15 protein-coding genes are annotated in these 20,448 nt (G+C 69.5%); 6 read left to right on the forward strand and 9 right to left on the reverse strand.

Translation table 11 applies throughout. From position 1 onward, the window contains the following. The first annotated feature begins 81 nt into the window (after positions 1 to 81). The 3 genes from gltB to pyk all read left to right on the forward strand — a co-directional run bounded on the left by gltB (position 82) and on the right by pyk (position 7,692). A complete protein-coding gene (gltB, locus tag ACFOYW_RS14705) occupies positions 82 to 4,677 on the forward strand; it encodes a glutamate synthase large subunit (protein WP_390230432.1) in 4,596 nt (1,531 codons plus the stop codon). Positions 4,678 to 4,723: 46 nt separating this feature from the next. Further along, complete coding sequence (locus ACFOYW_RS14710) at positions 4,724 to 6,181, forward strand: glutamate synthase subunit beta (RefSeq protein ID WP_390230435.1); 1,458 nt, start codon at positions 4,724 to 4,726, stop codon at positions 6,179 to 6,181. A gap of 65 nt (positions 6,182 to 6,246) precedes the next feature. After that, the gene (gene pyk, locus ACFOYW_RS14715) at positions 6,247 to 7,692 is read left to right on the forward strand and encodes a pyruvate kinase (RefSeq protein WP_390230437.1); all 1,446 of its coding nucleotides are present in this window, start codon (positions 6,247 to 6,249) and stop codon (positions 7,690 to 7,692) included. On the opposite strand, the gene ACFOYW_RS14720 is transcribed toward pyk, so the two are convergent. Further along, a complete protein-coding gene (locus ACFOYW_RS14720) occupies positions 7,656 to 8,156 on the reverse strand; it encodes a phosphoribosyltransferase family protein (protein ID WP_390230440.1) in 501 nt (166 codons plus the stop codon). The two genes, pyk and ACFOYW_RS14720, sit on opposite strands and share 37 nt — an antisense overlap. A gap of 21 nt (positions 8,157 to 8,177) precedes the next feature. Beyond that, positions 8,178 to 9,053 (reverse strand): EamA family transporter, encoded by an 876-nt coding sequence (locus ACFOYW_RS14725; RefSeq protein ID WP_390230442.1) that lies wholly within the window; start codon positions 9,051 to 9,053, stop codon positions 8,178 to 8,180. 77 nt (positions 9,054 to 9,130) lie between these two features. On the opposite strand from ACFOYW_RS14725, the gene ACFOYW_RS14730 reads away from it, so the two are divergent. Both ACFOYW_RS14730 and ACFOYW_RS14735 read left to right on the forward strand, forming a co-directional pair. After that, a complete protein-coding gene (locus ACFOYW_RS14730) occupies positions 9,131 to 9,553 on the forward strand; it encodes a VOC family protein (RefSeq protein WP_390230444.1) in 423 nt (140 codons plus the stop codon). 10 nt (positions 9,554 to 9,563) lie between these two features. Further along, complete coding sequence (locus ACFOYW_RS14735; protein ID WP_390230446.1) at positions 9,564 to 10,223, forward strand: histidine phosphatase family protein; 660 nt, start codon at positions 9,564 to 9,566, stop codon at positions 10,221 to 10,223. Between the two features lie 33 nt (positions 10,224 to 10,256). On the opposite strand, the gene rlmN is transcribed toward ACFOYW_RS14735, so the two are convergent. The 6 genes from rlmN to ACFOYW_RS14765 all read right to left on the reverse strand — a co-directional run bounded on the left by rlmN (position 10,257) and on the right by ACFOYW_RS14765 (position 19,085). Beyond that, a complete protein-coding gene (gene rlmN / locus ACFOYW_RS14740) occupies positions 10,257 to 11,468 on the reverse strand; it encodes a 23S rRNA (adenine(2503)-C(2))-methyltransferase RlmN (RefSeq protein ID WP_390230449.1) in 1,212 nt (403 codons plus the stop codon). 43 nt (positions 11,469 to 11,511) lie between these two features. Further along, positions 11,512 to 12,819, reverse strand: a complete 1,308-nt coding sequence (locus tag ACFOYW_RS14745; protein ID WP_390230452.1) for a GNAT family N-acetyltransferase — start codon at positions 12,817 to 12,819, stop codon at positions 11,512 to 11,514. Positions 12,820 to 12,908: 89 nt separating this feature from the next. Further along, on the reverse strand, positions 12,909 to 15,980 hold the full coding sequence (locus ACFOYW_RS14750) for a cell wall-binding repeat-containing protein (protein ID WP_390230455.1): 3,072 nt from the start codon (positions 15,978 to 15,980) through the stop codon (positions 12,909 to 12,911). Between the two features lie 76 nt (positions 15,981 to 16,056). Continuing rightward, positions 16,057 to 17,295, reverse strand: a complete 1,239-nt coding sequence (gene rocD / locus ACFOYW_RS14755; protein WP_390230457.1) for an ornithine--oxo-acid transaminase — start codon at positions 17,293 to 17,295, stop codon at positions 16,057 to 16,059. Beyond that, complete coding sequence (gene ddaH / locus ACFOYW_RS14760) at positions 17,292 to 18,197, reverse strand: dimethylargininase (RefSeq protein ID WP_390230461.1); 906 nt, start codon at positions 18,195 to 18,197, stop codon at positions 17,292 to 17,294. The genes rocD and ddaH overlap by 4 nt, the downstream gene beginning before the upstream one ends. A 153-nt stretch (positions 18,198 to 18,350) precedes the next feature. Further along, positions 18,351 to 19,085 (reverse strand): O-methyltransferase, encoded by a 735-nt coding sequence (locus ACFOYW_RS14765; RefSeq protein ID WP_390230464.1) that lies wholly within the window; start codon positions 19,083 to 19,085, stop codon positions 18,351 to 18,353. A gap of 109 nt (positions 19,086 to 19,194) precedes the next feature. Between ACFOYW_RS14765 and ACFOYW_RS14770 the strand changes: the two genes are divergently transcribed. Continuing rightward, entirely contained in the window at positions 19,195 to 19,443 is a 249-nt protein-coding gene (locus ACFOYW_RS14770) for a hypothetical protein (RefSeq protein WP_390230467.1), read from the forward strand. Positions 19,444 to 19,464: 21 nt separating this feature from the next. On the opposite strand, the gene ACFOYW_RS14775 is transcribed toward ACFOYW_RS14770, so the two are convergent. After that, on the reverse strand, positions 19,465 to 20,349 hold the full coding sequence (locus tag ACFOYW_RS14775) for an aldo/keto reductase (RefSeq protein WP_390230470.1): 885 nt from the start codon (positions 20,347 to 20,349) through the stop codon (positions 19,465 to 19,467). Positions 20,350 to 20,448 lie beyond the last annotated feature (99 nt).

Genomic DNA, 20,448 nt, shown 5'->3' on the forward strand with positions numbered 1-20,448 from the left:
ACCCGACCTGTCGTAGGGCCGATGGCGTCCCCACCGATCTTTAGTTCCCCAACCACGTGAGGACGGTTGACAATGGCGCCTATGTCGAAGCCATCGCCGATCACCACTGACCGGGTCAACGCTGCTTCCCGGTTCAGCACCGTTCCGCCCGCCCAGGGCCTGTACGACCCGCGTTTCGAGAAAGACGCCTGCGGTCTCGCCATGGTGGCGACGCTGCGCGGCACAGCCGGTCACGACATCATCGACAACGCCCTGAATGCTCTGCGCCACCTCGAGCACCGCGGCGCAGTCGGGTCAGACGCGGGCACGGGTGACGGTGCGGGCATCATCACGCAGATCCCCGACGAGTTCCTGCGCGCCGTCGCCAGGTTCGAGCTGCCCGTTGCCGGCCGCTACGCGGTCGGCAACGCCTTCCTCCCGCTCGACGACTCGGAGCGCGCGACGATCAAGGCCGCGATCGAGCGGATCGCCGAAGAGGAGCAGCTCACGGTCCTCGGGTGGCGCACGGTGCCCACCGCGCCCGACGAGATCGGTACTCTTGCGCGCGGCGCGATGCCCGCGATCGAGCAGCTCTACGTCACGAGCGACCGGCCCGAGACGATCGGCGAGCTGCCGAGCGGCATCGCGATCGACCGCCTCGCGTTCCGGCTGCGCAAGCGCGCCGAGCGTGAGCTGAACACCTACTTCGCCTCGCTGTCGGCGCGCACGCTCGTGTACAAGGGCATGGTCACGACGCTGCAGCTGGAGCCGTTCTACCCCGACCTGTCCGACGAGCGGTTCGCGTCGAAGCTCGCGCTCGTGCACTCGCGCTATTCGACGAACACCTTCCCGTCATGGCCGCTTGCGCAGCCGTTCCGCATGCTCGCGCACAACGGCGAGATCAACACGGTGCAGGGCAACCGGAACTGGATGCGTGCACGCCAGTCGCAGCTCGAGTCGGAGCTGCTCGGCGACCTCACGCCGCTGTTCCCGATCGTGACCGAGGGCGCGAGCGACTCCGCAAGCTTCGACGAGGTGCTCGAGCTGCTGAACCTCGCCGGCCGCTCGCTCCCGCACGCCGTCATGATGATGGTGCCCGAGGCGTGGGAGAACGCGACGGAGATCGACCCGGCCCGCAAGGCGTTCTACCAGTACCACGCGGCTCTCATGGAGCCGTGGGACGGCCCGGCCGCGCTCGTGTTCACCGACGGCACGCTCGTCGGCGGCACGCTTGACCGCAACGGGCTGCGACCCGCCCGCTATCTCGTCACCGACGACGGCCTCATCGTGCTCGGCAGCGAGACCGGCGTGCTCGACATCGACCCTGCCAGGGTCGTCCGCAAGGGGCGTCTGCGCCCAGGGCGCATGTTCGTCGTCGACACCGAGGCCGGCCGCATCATCGAAGACGACGAGATCAAGTCCGAGCTCGCCGCGGCGCGCCCGTACGGCGAGTGGCTGAAGAACTCGATCAACCTCGCCGACCTGCCCGAGCGCGAGCACATCGTGCACACGCCGGCATCCGTGCATCGCCGCCAGCGCACCTTCGGCTACACCGAGGAAGAGGTCCGCATCCTCCTCACTCCGATGGCGAAGACCGGCGCGGAGCCGCTCGGGGCCATGGGCTCCGACACGCCGATCGCCGTGCTGTCCGAGCGGCCGCGCCTGCTGTTCGACTACTTCACCCAGCAGTTCGCGCAGGTCACGAACCCCCCGCTCGACTCGATCCGCGAAGAGGTCGTCACCTCGATGCGCCTCGGCCTCGGGCCGGAGCGCAACCTGCTGGCGTCCACGCCGCGCCACGCGCGCCAGGTGGTGCTCGACTTCCCCGTGATCGACAACGACGAGCTCGCGAAGATCCAGCACATCGACCCGCGGCCCGGTTCGCGGCTCACGACCACCGTGCGGGGGCTGTACCGCCCCGACTCGGGGCCCCAGGCGCTTGAGCGGCGCCTCGCCGCCATGTGCGACGAGGTCGACGAGGCCATCGAGGGCGGCGCGATGTTCATCGTGCTGTCCGACCGCGACTCGAACAAAGACCTGGCGCCGATCCCATCGCTGCTCATGGTCTCGGCCGTCCACCACCATCTGATCCGCACACAGAACCGCATGCGCGTCGGAATCGTGGTCGAGGCCGGCGACGTGCGCGAGGTGCACCACGTCGCCCTGCTGCTCGGCTACGGCGCGTCGGCGGTCAACCCGTACCTCGCCATGGAGACGGTCGAGGAGCTCGTGAACGCGGGCATGATCACCGGCCTCTCCGTCGAGAAGGCGGTCAAGAACCTGATCAAGGGCCTCGGCAAGGGCGTGCTCAAGATCATGTCGAAGATGGGCATCTCGACCGTCGGATCGTATGCGGGTGCGCAGGCGTTCGAAGCGGTCGGGCTCTCGCAGGAGTTCGTCTCGAAGTACTTCACGGGCACGGTGACCAAGCTCGGCGGCGTCGGCATCGACGTCATCGCGGCGGAGAACCTCGCGCGCCATCAGCAGGCGTACCCGGAAGAGGGCGCCGCGCGGGTGCACGAGCGTCTCAACACGGGCGGCGAGTACCAGTGGCGCCGCGACGGAAGCCCGCACCTCTTCAACCCTGAGACGGTCTTCCGTCTGCAGCACTCGACCCGCACACGCCGCTACGACATCTTCCGCGAGTACACCAAGCTCGTCGACGACCAGTCGGAGCAGCTCATGACGCTCCGGGGCATGTTCCAGTTCTCGAGTTCGCGCCCGGCGGTGCCGATCGATGAGGTCGAGTCCGTCGAGTCCATCGTGAAGCGGTTCTCGACCGGCGCGATGAGCTACGGCTCGATCTCGCGCGAGGCCCATGAGACCCTCGCGGTCGCCATGAACCGGATCGGCGGCAAGTCGAACACGGGCGAGGGCGGCGAAGACCCAGAGCGCCTGCTCGACCCGGAGCGCCGCAGCGCGATCAAGCAGGTCGCGTCGGGCCGTTTCGGGGTGACGAGCCTCTACCTGACCCATGCTGAAGACATCCAGATCAAGCTCGCCCAGGGCGCAAAGCCCGGCGAGGGCGGTCAGCTGATGGCGCAGAAGGTCTATCCGTGGGTCGCTCGCACGCGCCACGCGACGGCGGGCGTCGGTCTCATCTCGCCGCCGCCGCACCACGACATCTACTCGATCGAGGATCTCAAGCAGCTGATCTTCGACCTGAAGCGTTCGAACCCCCAGGCCCGCATCCACACCAAGCTGGTGAGCGAGAACGGCATCGGCGCGGTCGCGGCGGGCGTGGCGAAGGCGCTCTCCGACGTCATCCTGGTCTCCGGCCACGACGGCGGCACCGGTGCGAGCCCGCTCAATTCGCTGAAGCATGCGGGAACGCCGTGGGAGCTCGGCCTCGCCGAGACGCAGCAGACGCTGATGCTCAACCGTCTGCGCGACCGCGTCGTCGTGCAGGTCGACGGTCAGCTCAAGACCGGCCGCGACGTGATCATCGGCGCCCTGCTCGGGGCCGAGGAGTTCGGCTTCGCGACGGCCCCCCTCGTAGTCTCCGGCTGCGTCATGATGCGCGTCTGCCACCTCGACACGTGCCCGGTCGGCGTCGCGACCCAGAACCCGGTGCTGCGCGAGCGTTTCAGCGGCAAGCCGGAGTTCGTCGTGAACTTCTTCGAGTTCATCGCCCAGGAGGTGCGCGAGTACCTCGCCGAGCTCGGGTTCCGGTCGCTCGACGAGGCGATCGGCCACGTCGAGATCCTGAACGTCGACCGCGCGATCGAGCACTGGAAGGCATCCGGCCTGGATCTCTCGCCGATCCTGCACGGCCCCGACTTCGCGGCCGACGAGCCGCGGAAGAACGCGCGCCAGCAGAACCACGAGCTCGACGAGCACTTCGACGTGAAGCTGATCGAAGCGGCGGCGGATGCCTTGAATGGCGGCCCCGCGGTGCAGCTCACGCTGCCGATCCGCAACACCGAGCGCGCCGTCGGCACGATGCTCGGCCACGAGGTCACGCTGCGCCACGGTGAGCACGGGCTGCCGGCCGGCACGATCGATGTCACCCTCAGGGGGTCGGCCGGTCAGTCCTTCGGGGCGTTCCTTCCGGCCGGCATCACGCTCCGCCTCGAGGGAGATGTGAACGACTACGTCGGCAAGGGTCTGTCGGGCGGCCAGCTGGTCGTGCGGCCGAACCGCAACGCCGGCTTCGCCGCCGAGCACAACGTCATCGCCGGCAATGTCATCGGCTACGGCGCGACGCAGGGCACCATGTTCATCCGCGGCATCGTGGGCGAGCGGTTCCTCGTGCGCAACTCGGGTGCGACGGCGGTCGTCGAGGGTGTGGGCGACCACGCTCTCGAGTACATGACCGGCGGCCTCGCGGTGATCCTCGGCGAGACGGGCCGCAACCTGGGCGCTGGCATGTCCGGCGGCTCCGCCTACGTCTACGGCCTCCACGAGGGGCGCGTGAACGCGCAGGCGATCGCCTCCGGCGAGTTGCGCCTGCTTCCGCTCGACAGCGTGGACAGCGAGATCCTGAAGGACCTGCTCGAGAAGCACGTGTCCGAGACGGATTCCTCGCTCGCGGCTTCCCTGCTGGCCGACTTCGAGGAATCCGCCCAGAAGTTCGTGAAGGTGCTGCCCCGCGATTACGCGGCCGTACTCGAGACGCGGCAGCAGGCGGTCAGCGAGGGCCTCGACCCCGACGGCGATGTGGTCTGGGGCCGCATCCTCGAAGTCACGGGCGGCTGACCCGTGACCGAGACAAGACTGCTCACGATGTTGGAGGCGACGACGAATGGCTGACCCCAAGGGCTTTCTGAAGACCACCGAGCGCGAGCTGCCCAAGCGGCGCCCCGTGTCGGTCCGCCTCATGGACTGGAAAGAGGTCTACGAGCAGGGCGACGCGGCACAGCTGCGCCGCCAGGCCGGGCGCTGCATGGACTGCGGCATCCCCTTCTGCCATCAGGGCTGCCCACTCGGGAACCTGATCCCCGAGTGGAACGACCTCACGTGGCGCGGCGAGGGCCAGCAGGCTCTTGAGCGACTGCACGCGACGAACAACTTCCCCGAGTTCACCGGGACCCTCTGCCCGGCGCCCTGCGAGTCCGCGTGCGTGCTGGGCATCAACCAGCCGCCCGTGACCATCAAGCAGGTCGAGGTCGCACTTGCCGATGAGGGGTGGAGCAAGGGCTGGATCGAGCCCCACCCGCCGCAGCGTCTCACTGGCAAGACGGTCGCGGTCGTCGGCTCGGGCCCCGCTGGGCTCGCGGCGGCCCAGCAGCTCACGCGCGCGGGTCACACCGTGGCCGTGTACGAGCGCGATGACCGCATCGGCGGCCTGCTGCGCTACGGCATCCCGGACTACAAGTTCGAGAAGCGCCGCCTCGAGCAGCGCCTGGCGCAGATGACCGCCGAGGGCACGCGATTCCGGGCGGGCATCGACATCGGCACCGACATCAGCTGGTCCGACCTGCGTGCGCGCTACGACGCGGTCGTCATCGCGACCGGTGCGATCGTGCCGCGCGACCTGCCGATCCCGGGCCGGGACCTGCGCGGTGTGCACTTCGCGATGGAGTACCTGACGCAGCAGAACCGCGTCGGTGCGGGCAACACCGTACCGAACCAGATCACCGCGGAGGACAAGCACGTCGTGGTGATCGGCGGCGGCGACACCGGTGCGGACTGCATCGGCACGGCGCACCGTCAGGGCGCGGCATCCGTCACCAACCTCGCGATCGGTGTCCGCCCGCCCGCCGAGCGTGCTGAGCACGAGCCGTGGCCGATGGACCCCCGTCTCTTCGAGGTCTCGAGCGCGCACGAGGAGGGCGGTCGGCGCGAATACCTCGCCTCGACCGTCGAGTTCCTGCGCAACGACGCGGGAGAGGTGCGCGCACTGCGCGTCGCCGAGACCGAGTTCGTCGACGGACGCCGTGTGCCGAAGTCGGGCACCGAGCGCGAGATCCCGGCCGACCTGGTGCTGATCGCGATGGGCTTCACCGGGCCCGAGCAGCAGTTCCTCGCCGACCAGCTCGGCACTCGTTTCGACTCCCGCGGCAATGTCGTGCGCGACGAGAGCTACGCGACGGGGGAGGCCGGCGTGTTCGTCGCCGGCGACGCCGGCCGCGGGCAGTCCCTGATCGTGTGGGCAATCGCCGAGGGCCGCTCCGTCGCTGCGGAGGTCGACCGCTACCTCGAGGGGGAGACCGAGCTGCCGGCGCCTATCAAGCCGAGCGATCGAGGCATTAGCCTGTAAGAGCGCTGAGCGTCCACGCCCCGCACTGAACCCGTACGAGTCGAGAAAGCTGAATACCGAAGATCATGAGACGAGCCAAGATCGTCGCAACACTCGGCCCTGCAACTTCGAGCTACGAAACGATTCGCGCCATTATCGAGGCCGGCGTCGACGTGGCCCGCATGAACCTGAGCCACGGCAGCTACGACGTGCATGAGGCCGTCTACGCCAACGTGCGCCAGGCTGCGGGCGACGTGGGCAAGCCCGTCGCGGTGATGGTCGATCTGCAGGGTCCAAAGATCCGCCTGGGAAAGTTCGAGGCGGGTCCCTACGACCTCGCCGAGGGCGACACCTTCGTCATCACGACGGAGGACGTGGTCGGCACCAAGGAGATCTCCAGTACGACGTTCAAGGGGCTCCCGAACGATGTCAAGGCGGGCGACCCGCTGCTGATCGACGACGGCAAGGTGGCGCTGCGCGTCGTCTCCGTCGACGGGCCGCGCGTCACCACTGAGGTCGTCGTTCCCGGCGCCGTCTCGAACAACAAGGGCATCAACCTGCCGGGCGTCGCCGTCAATGTCCCCGCGCTCAGCGAGAAGGACGAGGCCGACCTGCGCTGGGGCCTGCGCCTCGGGGCCGACTACATCGCGCTGTCCTTCGTGCGCAACGCGAAGGACATCGACCGGGTGCACGAGATCATGGCGGAAGAGGGCATCAAGCTCCCCGTGATCGCCAAGGTCGAGAAGCCGCAGGCGGTCGAGGCCCTCGAAGAGATCATCGACGCGTTCGACGCGATCATGGTCGCGCGCGGCGACCTCGGCGTGGAGCTTCCGCTCGAGCAGGTGCCGATCGTCCAGAAGCACGCGATCGAGCTCTCGCGCCGCATGGCCAAGCCGGTCATCGTCGCGACGCAGGTGCTCGAGTCGATGATCTCGAGCCCGCGCCCGACGCGTGCTGAGGCCTCGGACTGCGCCAACGCCATCCTCGACGGCGCCGACGCGGTCATGCTCTCCGGTGAGACGAGCGTCGGCGAGTTCCCGATCATCACGGTGCAGACCATGGCACGCATCATCGAGTCGACCGAGGAGCACGGCCTCGAGCGCGTGCCCCCGCTCGGCACGAAGCCGCGCACCCAGGGCGGCGCGATCACGCTGGCCGCGGCCGAGGTCGCCGACTTCGTCGGCGCGAAGTTCGTCTGCATCTTCACCGAGTCGGGTGACACGGCACGTCGGATGTCCCGACTGCGCAGCTCGATCCCGATCCGTGCGTTCGCGACCGACCCCGCCATCCAGCGGCGTATGGCGCTGACGTGGGGCGTGCAGTCGTCGCTCGTCGAGACGGTGACGTACACCGACGAGTACTTCCACCAGGTCGACGACAAGCTGATCGGCGAGGGCCTCGCGACCTACGGCGACAAGGTCGTCGTGATCTCAGGCTCCCCTCCCGGACTGCCGGGCACGACGAACGACATGCGCGTCTACGTCGTGGGCCACGCTCACAACGAGGTCGCGCCGGCGTACGTCCAGTCCTGACCGGCCTGAGCCGATAGCGCGGCCCGCACCTCGTCTTCGGACACCTCGGGCAGTTCGGTGTACCACCGCCGAACGTTCGAGAGGGGCGCGGGCCGCGCTATCGCGTAGAGGTCGGCGGCGAGCTTCCCGAGCTGGATGCGCTGGGGAGCGAGCGGAACGGCGACGACGATGCGCTGCGCGCCTGCGGCGGCGACGGCTGTCAGCGCTGCGGCCATCGTCGCTCCCGTCACGATCGCGTCGTCGATGAGCAGCACGGTTCGGCTCGCCACGGTGATCGACGCATCCGCCTCGGGCACGCCGCCCGCACGCACCCTGCCGAGCGGGGCGCCGAGTCGTTCGGCGACGTGACGCGCGACCAGTACGCCGCCCGCCGAGGCCCCGAGTACGAGCAGCCGCTCGGTGCGGAGGTTCAGCAGCAGATCGGCGAGCTGTTCGCCGGCCTGATCACGGTCTCTGAAGAGCACGCTCGCAGGTTACGCCCGGCTTCATTCGGCAGGCAGAGCCGCCGGCTGTGAATCGGGTACACGATGGCTCAAGATCGCGACGGCCGAGCTCACGACGACCAGGGCGATGCCGCCGATCATCGCGACCGTGAAGTGCTCGTGGAGCACGAGCCACCCGAACACCGCGGCGATCACAGGGCCGAATGCGGTCACGACCGAGTAGATGCGTGGTGTGAGGCGGCGCAGCACATAGGCGTCGAGGCTGTACGGGACCGCGCTCGACAGAACGCCGAGCGCCAGCAGCATCAGCCAGTCGTGCAGCGCGACGCGCCCCCACGGCACAGCGACGAGCGCGACGGGCAACGACAGGACGCAGCTGACGATGCTCGCGACCGTGATGCCCTCGAGTCCGGGCAGCGCGAGGGCCGCGCGGCGCGAGAAGAGGATGTACGCGGCCCAGAAGGCTGCCGCAAGCAGGGCGAAGAACACGCCGGCAGGGGCGAGATGGCCGGATGCCTCGGACAGGAGCACGACGCCGCCCGCGGCCGCGATCGCGCACAGTCCGTCTACCAGGCGGCGCGACCCGATCACCGCGAGAGCAAACGGGCCGAGGTACTCGAGCACCGCGGCGATGCCGAGGCCGAGAATATGCACAGCCGTGTAAAAGGTCAGGTTCATGCCGAGCAACGCGAGGCCGAGCACCAGCGCGGGGTGCAGGCGCTGCCAGGTGAGCTGGTCGCGGCGCGGTCGCCAGAACGGCGCGAGCGTCGCGACGGTGACGAGCTGGCGCGCTGCGACGACGGGAACGAGGCCCGCCACAGGGATCAGCAGTCCGGCGACCGCCGACCCGAAGTTGACACTGACGAGGCTTCCGAGCTGTACCACCGAGCCGCTCATCATGCGGCTGCGGGCGGTCATCTCATCAGCCTAGGCGGGCACCCGCTCGCACCTGCCGGCCCGGTGCCGATGTCAGTGGCCGATGGTTCACTTTTCCCATGAGCGAGACACCAACGTTCCCACGGCTGCGGCAGACCGTGCTCGACACCACGAGCGCCCGGCACCTTGCCGAGTTCTATCGGCAGCTGCTCGGCTTCGATTACGAGTCGGGCGACGAGGCACCCGCTCCGGGCGCCCCCGACGACGCCGACTGGCTCGCCCTTGTCGAGCCGGGTGGCAGGCGCGTCCTCGCGTTCCAGCAGGTCGACAAGGTCGATTCGCCGACATGGCCCGACGGCCCCGTGCCCCAACAGCTGCACCTCGACTTCAGCGTCGAGAGCGCCGACGAGCTGCGGCGGCAGAAAGCGAGGGCGCTCGAGCTCGGGGCCACGCTGCTGCGCGACCGGTTCGACGACCCCGACGAACCGCTGTTCGTGTTCGCCGACCCATCCGGGCATCCGTTCTGCATCTTTGTCAGCTAGCGTCGGAAGAGTGCGACTGCTGCTGATTCGTCATGGTCAGACCCCCTCGAACGTGCTCGGCTCCCTCGACACTGCGACGCCCGGTCCAGGTCTTACCGAGCTGGGCGAGCAGCAGGCGGCCGCGGTGCCCGACGCGCTGCGCGACGAGAACATCCAGGGCATCTACGTGTCGCGACTGCTGCGCACGCAGCTGACCGCGCAGCCGCTCAGCGATGCCCGGGCCATCGACGCCGCGGTCCTCGCTGGTGTCCATGAGATCGAGGCCGGCGACCTCGAGGGGCGCACCGATACGGAGTCGGTGAAGGCCTACATCGCCCCGGTGATCGAGTGGGGCAGCGGTCGGCTCGACGCGCGCATCCCCGGTGGCCACGACGGCCACGAGTTCTTCGGGCGTTACGACGCCGCGGTCGCCGAAGTCGCGGCCGCGCACGACGACACCGCGGTGATCTTCAGCCACGGCGCGGCGATCCGCGCGTGGGTCGGCGCCCGCGCGCTCAACGTCAGCGGCGAGTTCACCCTGAAGCACCCGCTCGACAACACGGGCATCGCGATCCTCGAAGGCGACGCGGGGCGCGGCTGGAACCTGATCAGCTGGGCCGGGGCGCCCATCGGCGGCGAGCAGCTTGCCGATGCCGCAGCGGCCGACCCCACCGGCGAAGCACTCGAGTAAGGCCGCGGGCGCGGGCGCCACCCGGTCTCAGAACTACTCGGCGGCGGCGAGCTGCCCGCACGCGCCGTCGATCTCCTTACCGCGGGTGTCCCGCAGCGTCGTCGGAATGCCGGCGGCCTCGAGCCGGCGGATGAACTCGTTCGTGACCGCAGGCTCGGAGGAGGTCCAGATCGACCCGGGCGTCGGGTTCAACGGAATCGGGTTGACGTGCACCCAGCCGCGCCCGCGGGCATTCAGCTTCTCGGCCAGCAGATCCGCCCGCCACCCGTGGTCGTTCATGTCCTTGATCAGCGCGTACTCGATGGACACGCGGCGGCCGGTCTTCTCGAAGTAGTAGCGCGCCGAGTCGAGCGCCTCGTCGACCTTCCAGCGGTCATTCACCGGAATCAGCTCGTCGCGAAGGGTGTCGTCAGGGGCGTGCAGCGACAGGGCGAAGGTGAGCGGCAGATCCTCCTCAGCGAGCTTGCGGATCGCGGGCACGAGACCGACCGACGACACCGTGATGTGCCTGGCGCTCATGCCGAGGCCTTCCGGCGCCGGCGCGACCATCCGCCCGATCGCCGTCATCAGGCGCTTGTAGTTGGCGAGCGGCTCGCCCATGCCCATGAAGACGATGTTCGTCACGCGCGGAGAGTCGAACCCGCCGTCACGGCGCAGGCCGCCGAGCTCGCCGTTCGCGATCGCGCGGTTCGCAGCGACGACCTGATCGACGATCTCCGCAGCCGACAGGTTGCGCGTGAGCCCGGCCTGGCCTGTTGCGCAGAACGGGCAGTTCATGCCGCAGCCCGCCTGGCTCGAGACGCACAGTGTGACGCGGCCGGGGTAGCGCATGAGCACTGACTCGACGAGCGCGCCGTCGAACAGGCGCCAGAGGAACTTGATCGTCTCGCCCCGGTCGGTGCGCAGGCGTCGCACCTCGGTGAGCAGCGGCGGGAACATCGCCTCCGTGAGCTGGGTGCGGACCGAGGCGGGCAGGTCCGTCATCTCTGCCGGGTCGGTGGTGAAGTGCTCGAAATAGTGCGTGCTGAGCTGCGCGGCACGGAAGGCAGGCTGGCCGAGCTCGACGAGCCGCGCCTTGCGCTCGTCGAGGCTCAGGTCGGCGAGGTGGACGGCCGGCTGAGAGCGGCGCGGACTGGCGAACTGCAGCAGCGGGCGGCCCCCGGCATCCTTCGCCTGTGTCCAGCCTTCAGCCTTCGGGCGGACCTGCGGGCGCGTGCGATGCGCGGCGGTCGTGTGCTCGGTCATGTGACCATTCTCTCAGCAGCCTGCTGATCGGCCGTCCGCCTGCCTAGAACCCGAGGATGAGCCACGGCGCGCGGTCGACGGCGAGCATCCGCTCGAGCGCGAAGGCCGCGCCGGCGGATCGCTCCTCGATCCGGCCCGCACGCGCGAGCGTCGCAGCCGAGACACCGCCGAGATAGAGCGACGAGAGGTCGCCGATCGACAGGGCGACGGATGCCGCACCCGCCGGCGTCGCACCGTCGAACTGCTCGACGTGGCCGGCCCCTTCGGCGTCGGTCTCGAGCAGGAACCGCCCCGCGGTGAAGCCGTACGGGTCGCTGACCTCGAGCACGACTGCTGCGGCGGTCGCGTAGCGGCGCGCGCCGAGCACGGCCGGCACGTCGAGGATCCGCAGCCAGAGGGCGTCGCGGCGACGGCGCGTTGCGGCGCGCAGGTCGCCGAGCTGCCAGTGCACGGGCTCGTCGACCGGCCGTCCGGGAGCGCGGACGGTCGCCACGAGGTCGAGCTCGAGCAGGTAGCGCCACAGGGCCGCCGTCGCCTCGTCGGTGGCACCGATGAGATGCTGCACTGTCGCCGTGTGCTTCGCGAAGTCGGTCTCGTGCGCCCTCAGCCGGTAGGACGCGAAGCCCATCGGCCGGCCGTCGGCGTCGTCGTAGCGCACCGCGCGCAGCCCCGCGCGGTCATCGCCGATGGTCCCGACGACACTGCCGACGAAGTGGTCGTCATAGCTCAGGCCGCCCGGCTGCGACGAGCGCACCGCGTCGATGATGGTTGCGGCATCGGGCAGGAGGACGTCGGGGTCGACGAAGTGGAGCCGGCCTGGCGCGTCAGGGCCCGACCAACGGACCCTTCGTGTCTCGATCTCCGCGCTGTCCGTAAAGGTCGCGACGCCGAAGCCGAACCGAGAGTAGATGGTCGCCTCGCTGACGGTGAGCCCGACCATCGGCACATTGTCACCGGCAGCGGCGCGCAGCTCGCCCTCGAGCAGCGCACGCGCGACGCCGCGGCGTCGGTGAGTGGGTGAGACCGTGACGCTCGAGACGGCCCACATGTCGATGGTGGCGCCGCCGGGCACAGTGAGCGGGGTGACCCAGGTCTGCGTCGTCCCGACCGGATGCCCGGGCGCCGGCGACTGCGGGTCGTACACCCCGACCGAGCGGCGGTGCGCCGTCGTGGCGCGCAGCTCGGCGAGCGACGCAGGCGTTGCCTTCGCCATGTGGAAGCCGCGCTGATCGGCCTGCAGCCAGCGATCGAAGTCGTCATGTTCGGCGGTGTCGACGAGGCGCAGTTCGAGGCCGCTGGTCGCGAGGCGCTCGGCAGAGGTCGGATCGACGGGAGTGTGTTCGAAGCCCATCGCTCCAGCCAAGCGTCCCGGGCGTCCCGAAATCAAGGCCACGGGGTGATCGCGTCGTCAGGCCCGACGACGCATTGCCGAGCGCCACATCAGCAGACCTTCTCATCGGCGACGGCCGAGCTCAGCCCAGCCGTCCCGCCCATCAAGGTGAGGGCGCTCGCATGCATGGCGGTGAGCTCCCTGACGACGACGCCTGGCATGCACGTGGGGGAGGAGAGCAGCAGGCCGGCACCCCGGGAGCCGGCAAGCACCGACCCGACGAGAGCGTCGGGGAAGTTCGCACCGGATGCCACGACCGCCTGCGTCGCCGACGGATGGAACTTCTTCGCAACGGCGACCGAGGTGGCCCAGCGATCCGAACCGGAGAGCCGCGTGACGGTGCCGGTTTTCGCGAGCGTCGACTGCAGCGCGGGGGAGACCACGGTCGTGCCCCCCACGATGTACAGCGTCGACGGCCGGAGACGCGTGAGCTGCGCGGCGACCGGTGCCGTCGGCGCGCTCGAGGCGCCCGGCACGAGCAGCACGGGAGCGCCGAGGCTCGACGCCGCTCCCGCGGCGGACAGCGCGTCGGGGAAGCCGGCGCCGGTCGCGGCGAATGCAGTCTTCGCCGACGGGAAGAACGCGGCGGCGATCGCGGCGCTCGTCGCGTAGCGGTCTGTGCCGGAGACCCTGCGCGGGGCCACGCCCGTGTCAGCGCGTACCTCCGTCGCCACCGTCGCGCTGATCGCGTTCGTGCCGCCGACGAGGTAGACGCGCGTCGGCTTGAGCCGCCTGAGCTCGCTCGCGACGCTCGGCGGCAATGACGTCGGAGCGGTCAGCAGCAGGTCGCCACTCAGCTTGGCGGCAGCGGGCGCAGCCGACAGCGCGTCGGGGTAGTTCGCCCCGGAGGCGATGAGCACCGTCGACGCCCCGTTCGGGAACTGCGCCTTCGACGCGGCGACCGCAGTAGCCCACCGATCAGAGCCCGCGACGCGCGCGAGAGAGGGCAGCACGGGGGTGCTGGCGGCGACCGTCTTCGATGCGGAGAGGTAGCCGGGGAACGATCCGCTGATCGTCACGGTGATCTTCGCGCCGAGCTGTCCGGCGACGAGCGTGAGGGTCCGGCCGACCGCACCGGGGATCGGGGTGCCGTTCGCGTTCCACTGGTAGACCGGCGTCGCACCCGGCACGACGCCACCGGCCGTTGCGGTCAACGTCTGCCCCACTCGGGCCGCGCCGCTGATGCTCGCCGACGCCAAGGCCGGTCCGCCGAGCAGCGTCGCGCTCGGGTTGCTCCAGGCGGTGACGCCTGCACCGAGCTCGGCCGCTTTCATGGCGACCGCGAGGCGATGACCTGACAGGCTCGCGGGCGGGGTGTATGTCTTCGACGTCGCGCCCGAGATCGGGGTCCGGGCGCTCGTGCCCGTGCTCGTCGGCGTTCCCGTGCCGAGGTCGTACCACTGGTAGAGCAGGGTCGCGTGCGCCGAGGCGCTCGCTGTCGCGGTGAGCGCGTGACCGACGGCGGCCGTACCGGTGATCACCGGGGTGCCGATCCTGAGCGGCGCGTCGAATGTGCCGCTGCGGCTCGCCGCGGAGGGACCCGTGCCGACGGTGAGCGTATAGGTGTGCGCGCCCGCCGAGAGCCCCGACAGAGCGAACGTCCACGCCTGTGCACCGCTGCTGTCGGCGGCGCTGCTCGTCGACTTCGCCGCCGCGCCGTCGATCGAGAGCGAGACGGCGGTGCCCGCTGCGGCCGCGGCGCCGCTCGCGTACGCGAGCGTTCCGGAGAGTGCGGTCGGGTCGCCGGAACTGTCGAGTGTCAGCTTGGGCGTCGTGCTCGGCTGCGTGACCGCGAGCTGGAACTGGGGCAGCTGAGTCGAGACCGAATGGGAGCTCGGCTGCGTAGCCGGGGCGACCATCGGGTAGGCGAACGAAGGTCCGTCGCCCGCGCACGTGTTGAAGCCCGCGCCGGTCGCCGCGGCCGGCTCGAACTCGGTGCCCGAGGTGATGCCCACCGCGTAGTTGCCCGAGACGAAGGACCCACCGGAGTCGCCCTCGAGCGCGCACGCGCTCGTCGCGAAGCCCTCCACCATCTGGGACCTCGTCTGCGACGTGCTCACCGTCGCCTGGGCATAGGCCCGAGTGACCTCGCCGCACTGCCAGCCGGTTCTGGCACCCGAGTGACAGATCGGCTCGCCGGTAACGGCGCCGGCCGCGCCGTAGATCGCGATGCTGGAACCGGCCGACTGCTTGCCCTGTGATGAGCCCTTCGAACTGGTCGCACTCGTCGTCGTCGACCCCCAGGTCCCGACGCTTGCCCGCGTGACCGCCGAAGAGCTCGTCACGTCGGCCAGCCCGGCGTCCTCGCCGCCGCCGAACGCGAACGACGACTGGTCGAGCGTTCCGATCGAGCGCAGACCGGAAAGGGGACCATCGTCGTAGCCGAGAGGGGTCGCGTCCGCGGCGACGGACACCTTCCCGTCGAGCGGCTTGGCGTAGCCCGTCGCCTGGTAGTCGGCGCAGTGCCCCGCGGTGACGAACTCGCGCTTCCCGTTCGTGGAGTTGAAGCCGTTGAACCCGACCGAGCACGAGACGCCCTGGTCGCCCGCGCTGCTGTGGCTCGTTGAATACCACCACAGGTCACCGCCCTGCAGCGGCGACGAGGCATCCCCGGGTGTCGACGCGGCCGAGACGGCCAGCTTCGCGGGCCCGGCGGCGGCCGCCACGACCGCGGTCGCCCCGGCGGCGCGTACCGCGGCCTCGCTGCCCGCGTTCGCGACGAAGACCGTGAGCGCGGTGCCGTTCATCCGGGCGCCGGTGACCGGAACTCCCCGCTGGCGCAGCGACGCGATCACCTGCGAGGCATCCGCCGCCGCCTGTCCGTCAGCGAGGAACTGTGCCGACGAGATCCCGAGGCGAGTGCGCAGCTCCTGGTCGAGCGAGCTCGGCAGCGTGCGCGCGGCACCCTGGAACTGAGCGAGACCGTAGCGCCCCATATGCGCGGGTGCGCCGCCGTGCACGGGCGTGATGATCGGATGCTTCGCAGCGGCGTGCGCCGCAACTCCGGGCTGCGCGGGGGCCGCAACGGCCGGTCCGGCGACGACGCCGAGCGACACGGCAGCGATGACGGCGAACAGGGTGAGCGCTGCCTTATGCAACGGGGTTCTTCCGGCGTCGGACATCTCGGCGAGCCTACGGCGCATGCCCATGGATCGCCAGCGCGGCCACGCCGACTGCAGTGTTACGCCCCGACTCGTATCACGGGCGCCCGCGCAGCGTGTCGGCGAGCGCTCCTAGCGCGAAGTGCAGCTCGTCGTCGGTGACGACGAGGGGCGGCGCGAAGCGCACGGTGGAACCGTGGGTGTCCTTGACGAGCACCCCGCGCTCCATCATGCGCAGCGAGACGTCACGGCCGGTTCCGAGAGCCGGGTCGATGTCGATTCCCGCCCAGAGGCCGGCGACCCGGTAGCCGACGACCCCGTGGCCGACGAGCGCGTCGAGCGCATCGCGGAGAACGGATTCGCCGGCCGCCGCGCGCGCCTGGAAGGTGCCCTCCTCGAGGATGGCGACGACCTCCTCGCCGATCGCGGCGGCGAGCGGGTTGCCCCCGAAGGTCGATCCATGCTCGCGCGGGCGCAGAACGCCGAGAACGGATGCCGGTCCGACGACCGCCGAGACCGGCACGATGCCGCCCCCGAGCGCCTTTCCGAGCGTCATCAGATCGGGGCGCACGCCCACGCGTGCCGTCTCGAAGGTCGCGCCGGTGCGGCCGAGCCCCGACTGGATCTCGTCGGCCACGAAGAGCGCGCCGAACCGATCGCACAGTTCACGTACCGAGTGGAGATACCCGTCCGGCGGGATGATGACGCCGCTCTCGCCTTGGATCGGCTCGATCAGCACGGCGACGACGGTCTCGTCCATGGCAGCCTCGAGCGCCGACCCGTCGCCGTAGGGCACAGACCGGAAGCCCGGGGTGAACGGCCCGAAGTCGTCATGCGCCGTCGGGTCGTCGGAGAACGACACGATCGTGGTCGTGCGCCCGTGGAAGTTGCCGTTCGCGACGACGATCGTCGCACGGTCGGCAGGAACGCCCTTGACCCGGTAGCCCCACGCGCGGGACACCTTGATGGCCGACTCGACGGCCTCGGCGCCCGTGTTCATCGGCAGCACCATCTCGGTCCCCGCGAGCTCGGCGAGACGGCGCGCGAAGGGCCCCAGCCGATCGTTGGCGAACGCGCGGCTGGTCAGTGTGACGCGATCGAGCTGGGTTCGAGCGACGTCGAGAAGGCGCTGATTGCCGTGCCCGAAGTTGACGGCGGAGTATGCGGCGAGCCCGTCGAGGTACCTCTTGCCATCGACGTCGGTGAGCCACGCGCCGTCGCCGGATGCGATCACCACCGGGATCGGCGCGTAGTTGTGGGCGAGCCAGGCATCCTCGCTCGCGAGGGCGTCACCAGTGCGCCCGAGCTGCGTCGCGCTGCCGAGGGGCGCCATCATGACGACTCAGCCCCTTCGCGGGCACGGGAGGTTCCGGTGCCGACGGGGTGCAGGTCGAGGGTGCAGCACTTGACGCCGCCCCCGCCGAGCAGCAGCTCCGACAGGTCCACGCCGATCGGGTTGTACCCCTTGGCGCGCAGCTGCTGGTCGAAATCCGTGGCGCGCGCGGCGATCACGACATTGAAGCCGTCGCTGTACGAATTGAGTCCGAGGATCGAGGCATCCGCTTCGCTCGCGATGATCGCGTCCGGGAAGCGCTCGCGCAGGATCGCGAGCGACGGCTCATCGAATGCCGACTCGAGGTACGCGATGTTGCTCGTGCCGTCCGCAGCAGGCTCGGGGTCGAGAACCGCGATGGCCGTATCGAGGTGGTAGAAATTCGGGTTGATCAGGTTCAGGGTCACGACCTCGCGGCCGTACACGCTCGCGATCTCGGCGTGCGACGCGCTCTGCGAGCGGAAGCCGGTGCCGGCGAGGATCGCGTCGCCGACGAGCAGGAAGTCGCCCTCGCCCTCGTTCGTCTCGACCGGGTCGGCGACGGTGAGGCCGTTGGCGCCGAACCACTCCATGTACGCGGGGCCCTCAGGCTGCCGCTCGGGGTAACGGAACTTGGCCCCGTACGCGACGCCGTCGAGGACGAAGCCGCCGTTTGCGGCGTAGACCATGTCGGGCAGCCCGTCGATCGGATCGATCAACGCGATGTCGAAGCCGAGTTCGTCGTAGATGTCGTAGAGGCTCTGCCACTGCTCCACGGCCTTCGAGGTATCGGTCGGGGCATCCGGGTGCATCCACGGGTTGATGCGGTAGCTCACCGTGTAATACGTCGGCTTGCACATGAGGATCGTGCGCTTGGTCGCCGTACGGACGGGGCCGGTCAGTGATTCGGTAGCGGTGTTCGACACTGGGACTCTCCAGAATCGGGCCCGAGCCTGCCAGGAACCACGAGTTGATCTCCACGACGAGGTGCAGGCTCACTCGCCGACTTCGAGGCGGACCAGGTCGACGCCGTCGCGGCAAGTGTGACACAGCCCGGCCGTTCCGACCATGCGCCGCGCCTACATGCGTCGCGCGATGATGAAGCCGTCCCATCCCTTGACTCCGACGGTCTGCAGGGCCGTGGCTTCGAGCTCCGGGTGCACTGCGATGTCCGCGACGACGCGCTGCACGCCCTGCACTCGCGCGTCGTCGGTGTCGGTGCGCACAACGGAGCCGTCGCGCACGACGTTGTCGATCACGATGACAGCGCCGGGACGCGTGAGGGCGAGCGCGGCGGCGAGGTAGGCGGGGTTGCTCGGCTTATCGGCGTCGATGAACACGACATCGAACGGCTCGGCCCCCTCATCGATGAGACGACGGGCAGAGTCTGCCGCGGGGCCGAGGAGCAGGTCTACGCGGTCGGCGATTCCTGCATTCTCGAAGTTCCTCCGCGCGACGGCCGCGTTCACCTCGTCCAGTTCGAGGGTGACCACACGGCCTTCCGACCCGACCGCCCGCGCGAACCAGATCGTCGAATACCCGGCGAGAGTGCCGAATTCCAATACCCGCCGTGCGCCCGCGATCCGGGCGATCAGGGCGAGAAAGGCGCCCTGATTCGGAGCAACCTCGGCGTTCGGCATCGTCGTCTCGGCGCCCGAGTCGCGAGCTGCGGCGAGCGCGGCGTCCTCATCGACGAGGGCGTCGGCGAAATAGTCGTCGACGTCGCGCCATGAGGCCAGAGACGCATAGCGGTTGACGGGAACCATGGGTTCGGACGAGGCGGGGCGCTGCACGGCGGCATGCTCATCGGTCACGACCCTCATCGTGTCAGGCGGCGTGGGCACCCGCTACCTGATGTGACAGCTCGGGGGCGGAATGTCCTTCCGGGGGCGTAACGTCGCTCGGCGAGGGGAGGCGCGGGGGATGCCTGATCGCGTAAAGAGGTATTTGTTGGCGCGCCTGGACCCTGCGTCGCGTGATTTCGTCATGCGCGTCGAGGTGACCTTCGCGGCAAGTCGACGCGGCAGCCGGGTGGAAGAGGTGTTCAGCGCCGAATGGGCGGAGTTGCCGGACGAGCATCGGCGAGCGCTTGTCGACGTGTGGACGCGTCTCGAGCGATCCCAGGCCCTGTTCACCCCGCGACCGACCGACGGCCCTTCCGACACCCTCTGAGGCTCTTCGCTTCCAGTTGAGTCAGGCCTCGGGGATGACGATCGCGAATCGCTCCGGGCGCGGCGTGTCGGGGTCGGGTCCGTTGCGGACGCCGGTGTCGAGCGCGTCGATGCGGGCGATGTCCTCGGCCGACAGCTCAAAGTCGAACACGTCGAAGTTCTGCGCGATCCGCTCGGGGTTCGTCGACTTGGGGATTGCCGAGCGGCCCTGCTGCAGGTGCCAGCGGAGCATCACCTGCGCAGCAGTCTTGCCGTGTTCGGCGGCGACTCGCTGCAGCGTCGGGTCGTCCATGACGTTGCGGCGCTCGTCGCCGAAGCCCGGGTAGAACGTGATGCCGCCGATCGGCGACCACGCCTGCGTCAGAATGCCGTGCTCGGCATCCGCCTTCTGGACCTCCGGCTGCGTGAAATACGGGTGCACCTCGATCTGGTTCACGGCCGGCACCACGGATGTCTCGCCGAGAAGCCGTTCGAGGTGGTGCGGCATGAAGTTGCTCACGCCGATGGCGCGCACCTTGCCATCAGCGAGGAGCGTCTCGAGGGCCTTGTAGGCGGCGATCGTCTTCTCGAAGCGGTCGGTGGCCGGCTGGTGAAGAATCAGCAGATCGAGTTGCTCGACACCGAGCTTGCCGGCCGCCTTGTCGAAGGCGTGCAGTGCTTCGTCGTATCCGTAGTCCGAGACCCACACCTTGGTCTCGATGAACACGTCGTCACGCGGGATTCCAGAACGACGGATGCCTTCGCCGACCTCACGCTCGTTCCCATAGATCGCCGCGGTGTCGATGTGCCGGTAACCGACGCTCAGTGCTGATTCGACCGCCTGGGTCGTCACCTCCGGCGCACTCTGGAACACACCGAAGCCAAGGGCCGGCAGTTCGACGTTGTTGTTCAAGGTGAGTGTGATCATGATTCTCCTTACTCGGCTTCGGCGGGGTCGAGGGGCGTCGCGGCGGCGCGCGTGGAATCCTCTCGGCGTGTGAAGTTGACTCGTCTCAGTCAACAGGGC

This window comes from Gryllotalpicola reticulitermitis, from assembly GCF_042651345.1.
In the GTDB taxonomy this organism is placed as follows: Bacteria; Actinomycetota; Actinomycetes; order Actinomycetales; family Microbacteriaceae; genus Gryllotalpicola; species Gryllotalpicola reticulitermitis.

Coding starts and splice junctions, on each gene's coding strand:
- gltB (WP_390230432.1), top strand. CDS start 82: ATGTCGAAGCCATCGCCGATCACCACTGACCGGGTCAACGCTGCTTCC.
- ACFOYW_RS14710 (WP_390230435.1), top strand. CDS start 4,724: ATGGCTGACCCCAAGGGCTTTCTGAAGACCACCGAGCGCGAGCTGCCC.
- pyk (WP_390230437.1), top strand. CDS start 6,247: ATGAGACGAGCCAAGATCGTCGCAACACTCGGCCCTGCAACTTCGAGC.
- ACFOYW_RS14725 (WP_390230442.1), bottom strand. CDS start 9,053: ATGACCGCCCGCAGCCGCATGATGAGCGGCTCGGTGGTACAGCTCGGA.
- ACFOYW_RS14730 (WP_390230444.1), top strand. CDS start 9,131: ATGAGCGAGACACCAACGTTCCCACGGCTGCGGCAGACCGTGCTCGAC.
- rlmN (WP_390230449.1), bottom strand. CDS start 11,468: ATGACCGAGCACACGACCGCCGCGCATCGCACGCGCCCGCAGGTCCGC.
- ACFOYW_RS14745 (WP_390230452.1), bottom strand. CDS start 12,819: ATGGGCTTCGAACACACTCCCGTCGATCCGACCTCTGCCGAGCGCCTC.
- ACFOYW_RS14750 (WP_390230455.1), bottom strand. CDS start 15,980: ATGTCCGACGCCGGAAGAACCCCGTTGCATAAGGCAGCGCTCACCCTG.
- rocD (WP_390230457.1), bottom strand. CDS start 17,295: ATGATGGCGCCCCTCGGCAGCGCGACGCAGCTCGGGCGCACTGGTGAC.
- ACFOYW_RS14770 (WP_390230467.1), top strand. CDS start 19,195: ATGCCTGATCGCGTAAAGAGGTATTTGTTGGCGCGCCTGGACCCTGCG.
- ACFOYW_RS14775 (WP_390230470.1), bottom strand. CDS start 20,349: ATGATCACACTCACCTTGAACAACAACGTCGAACTGCCGGCCCTTGGC.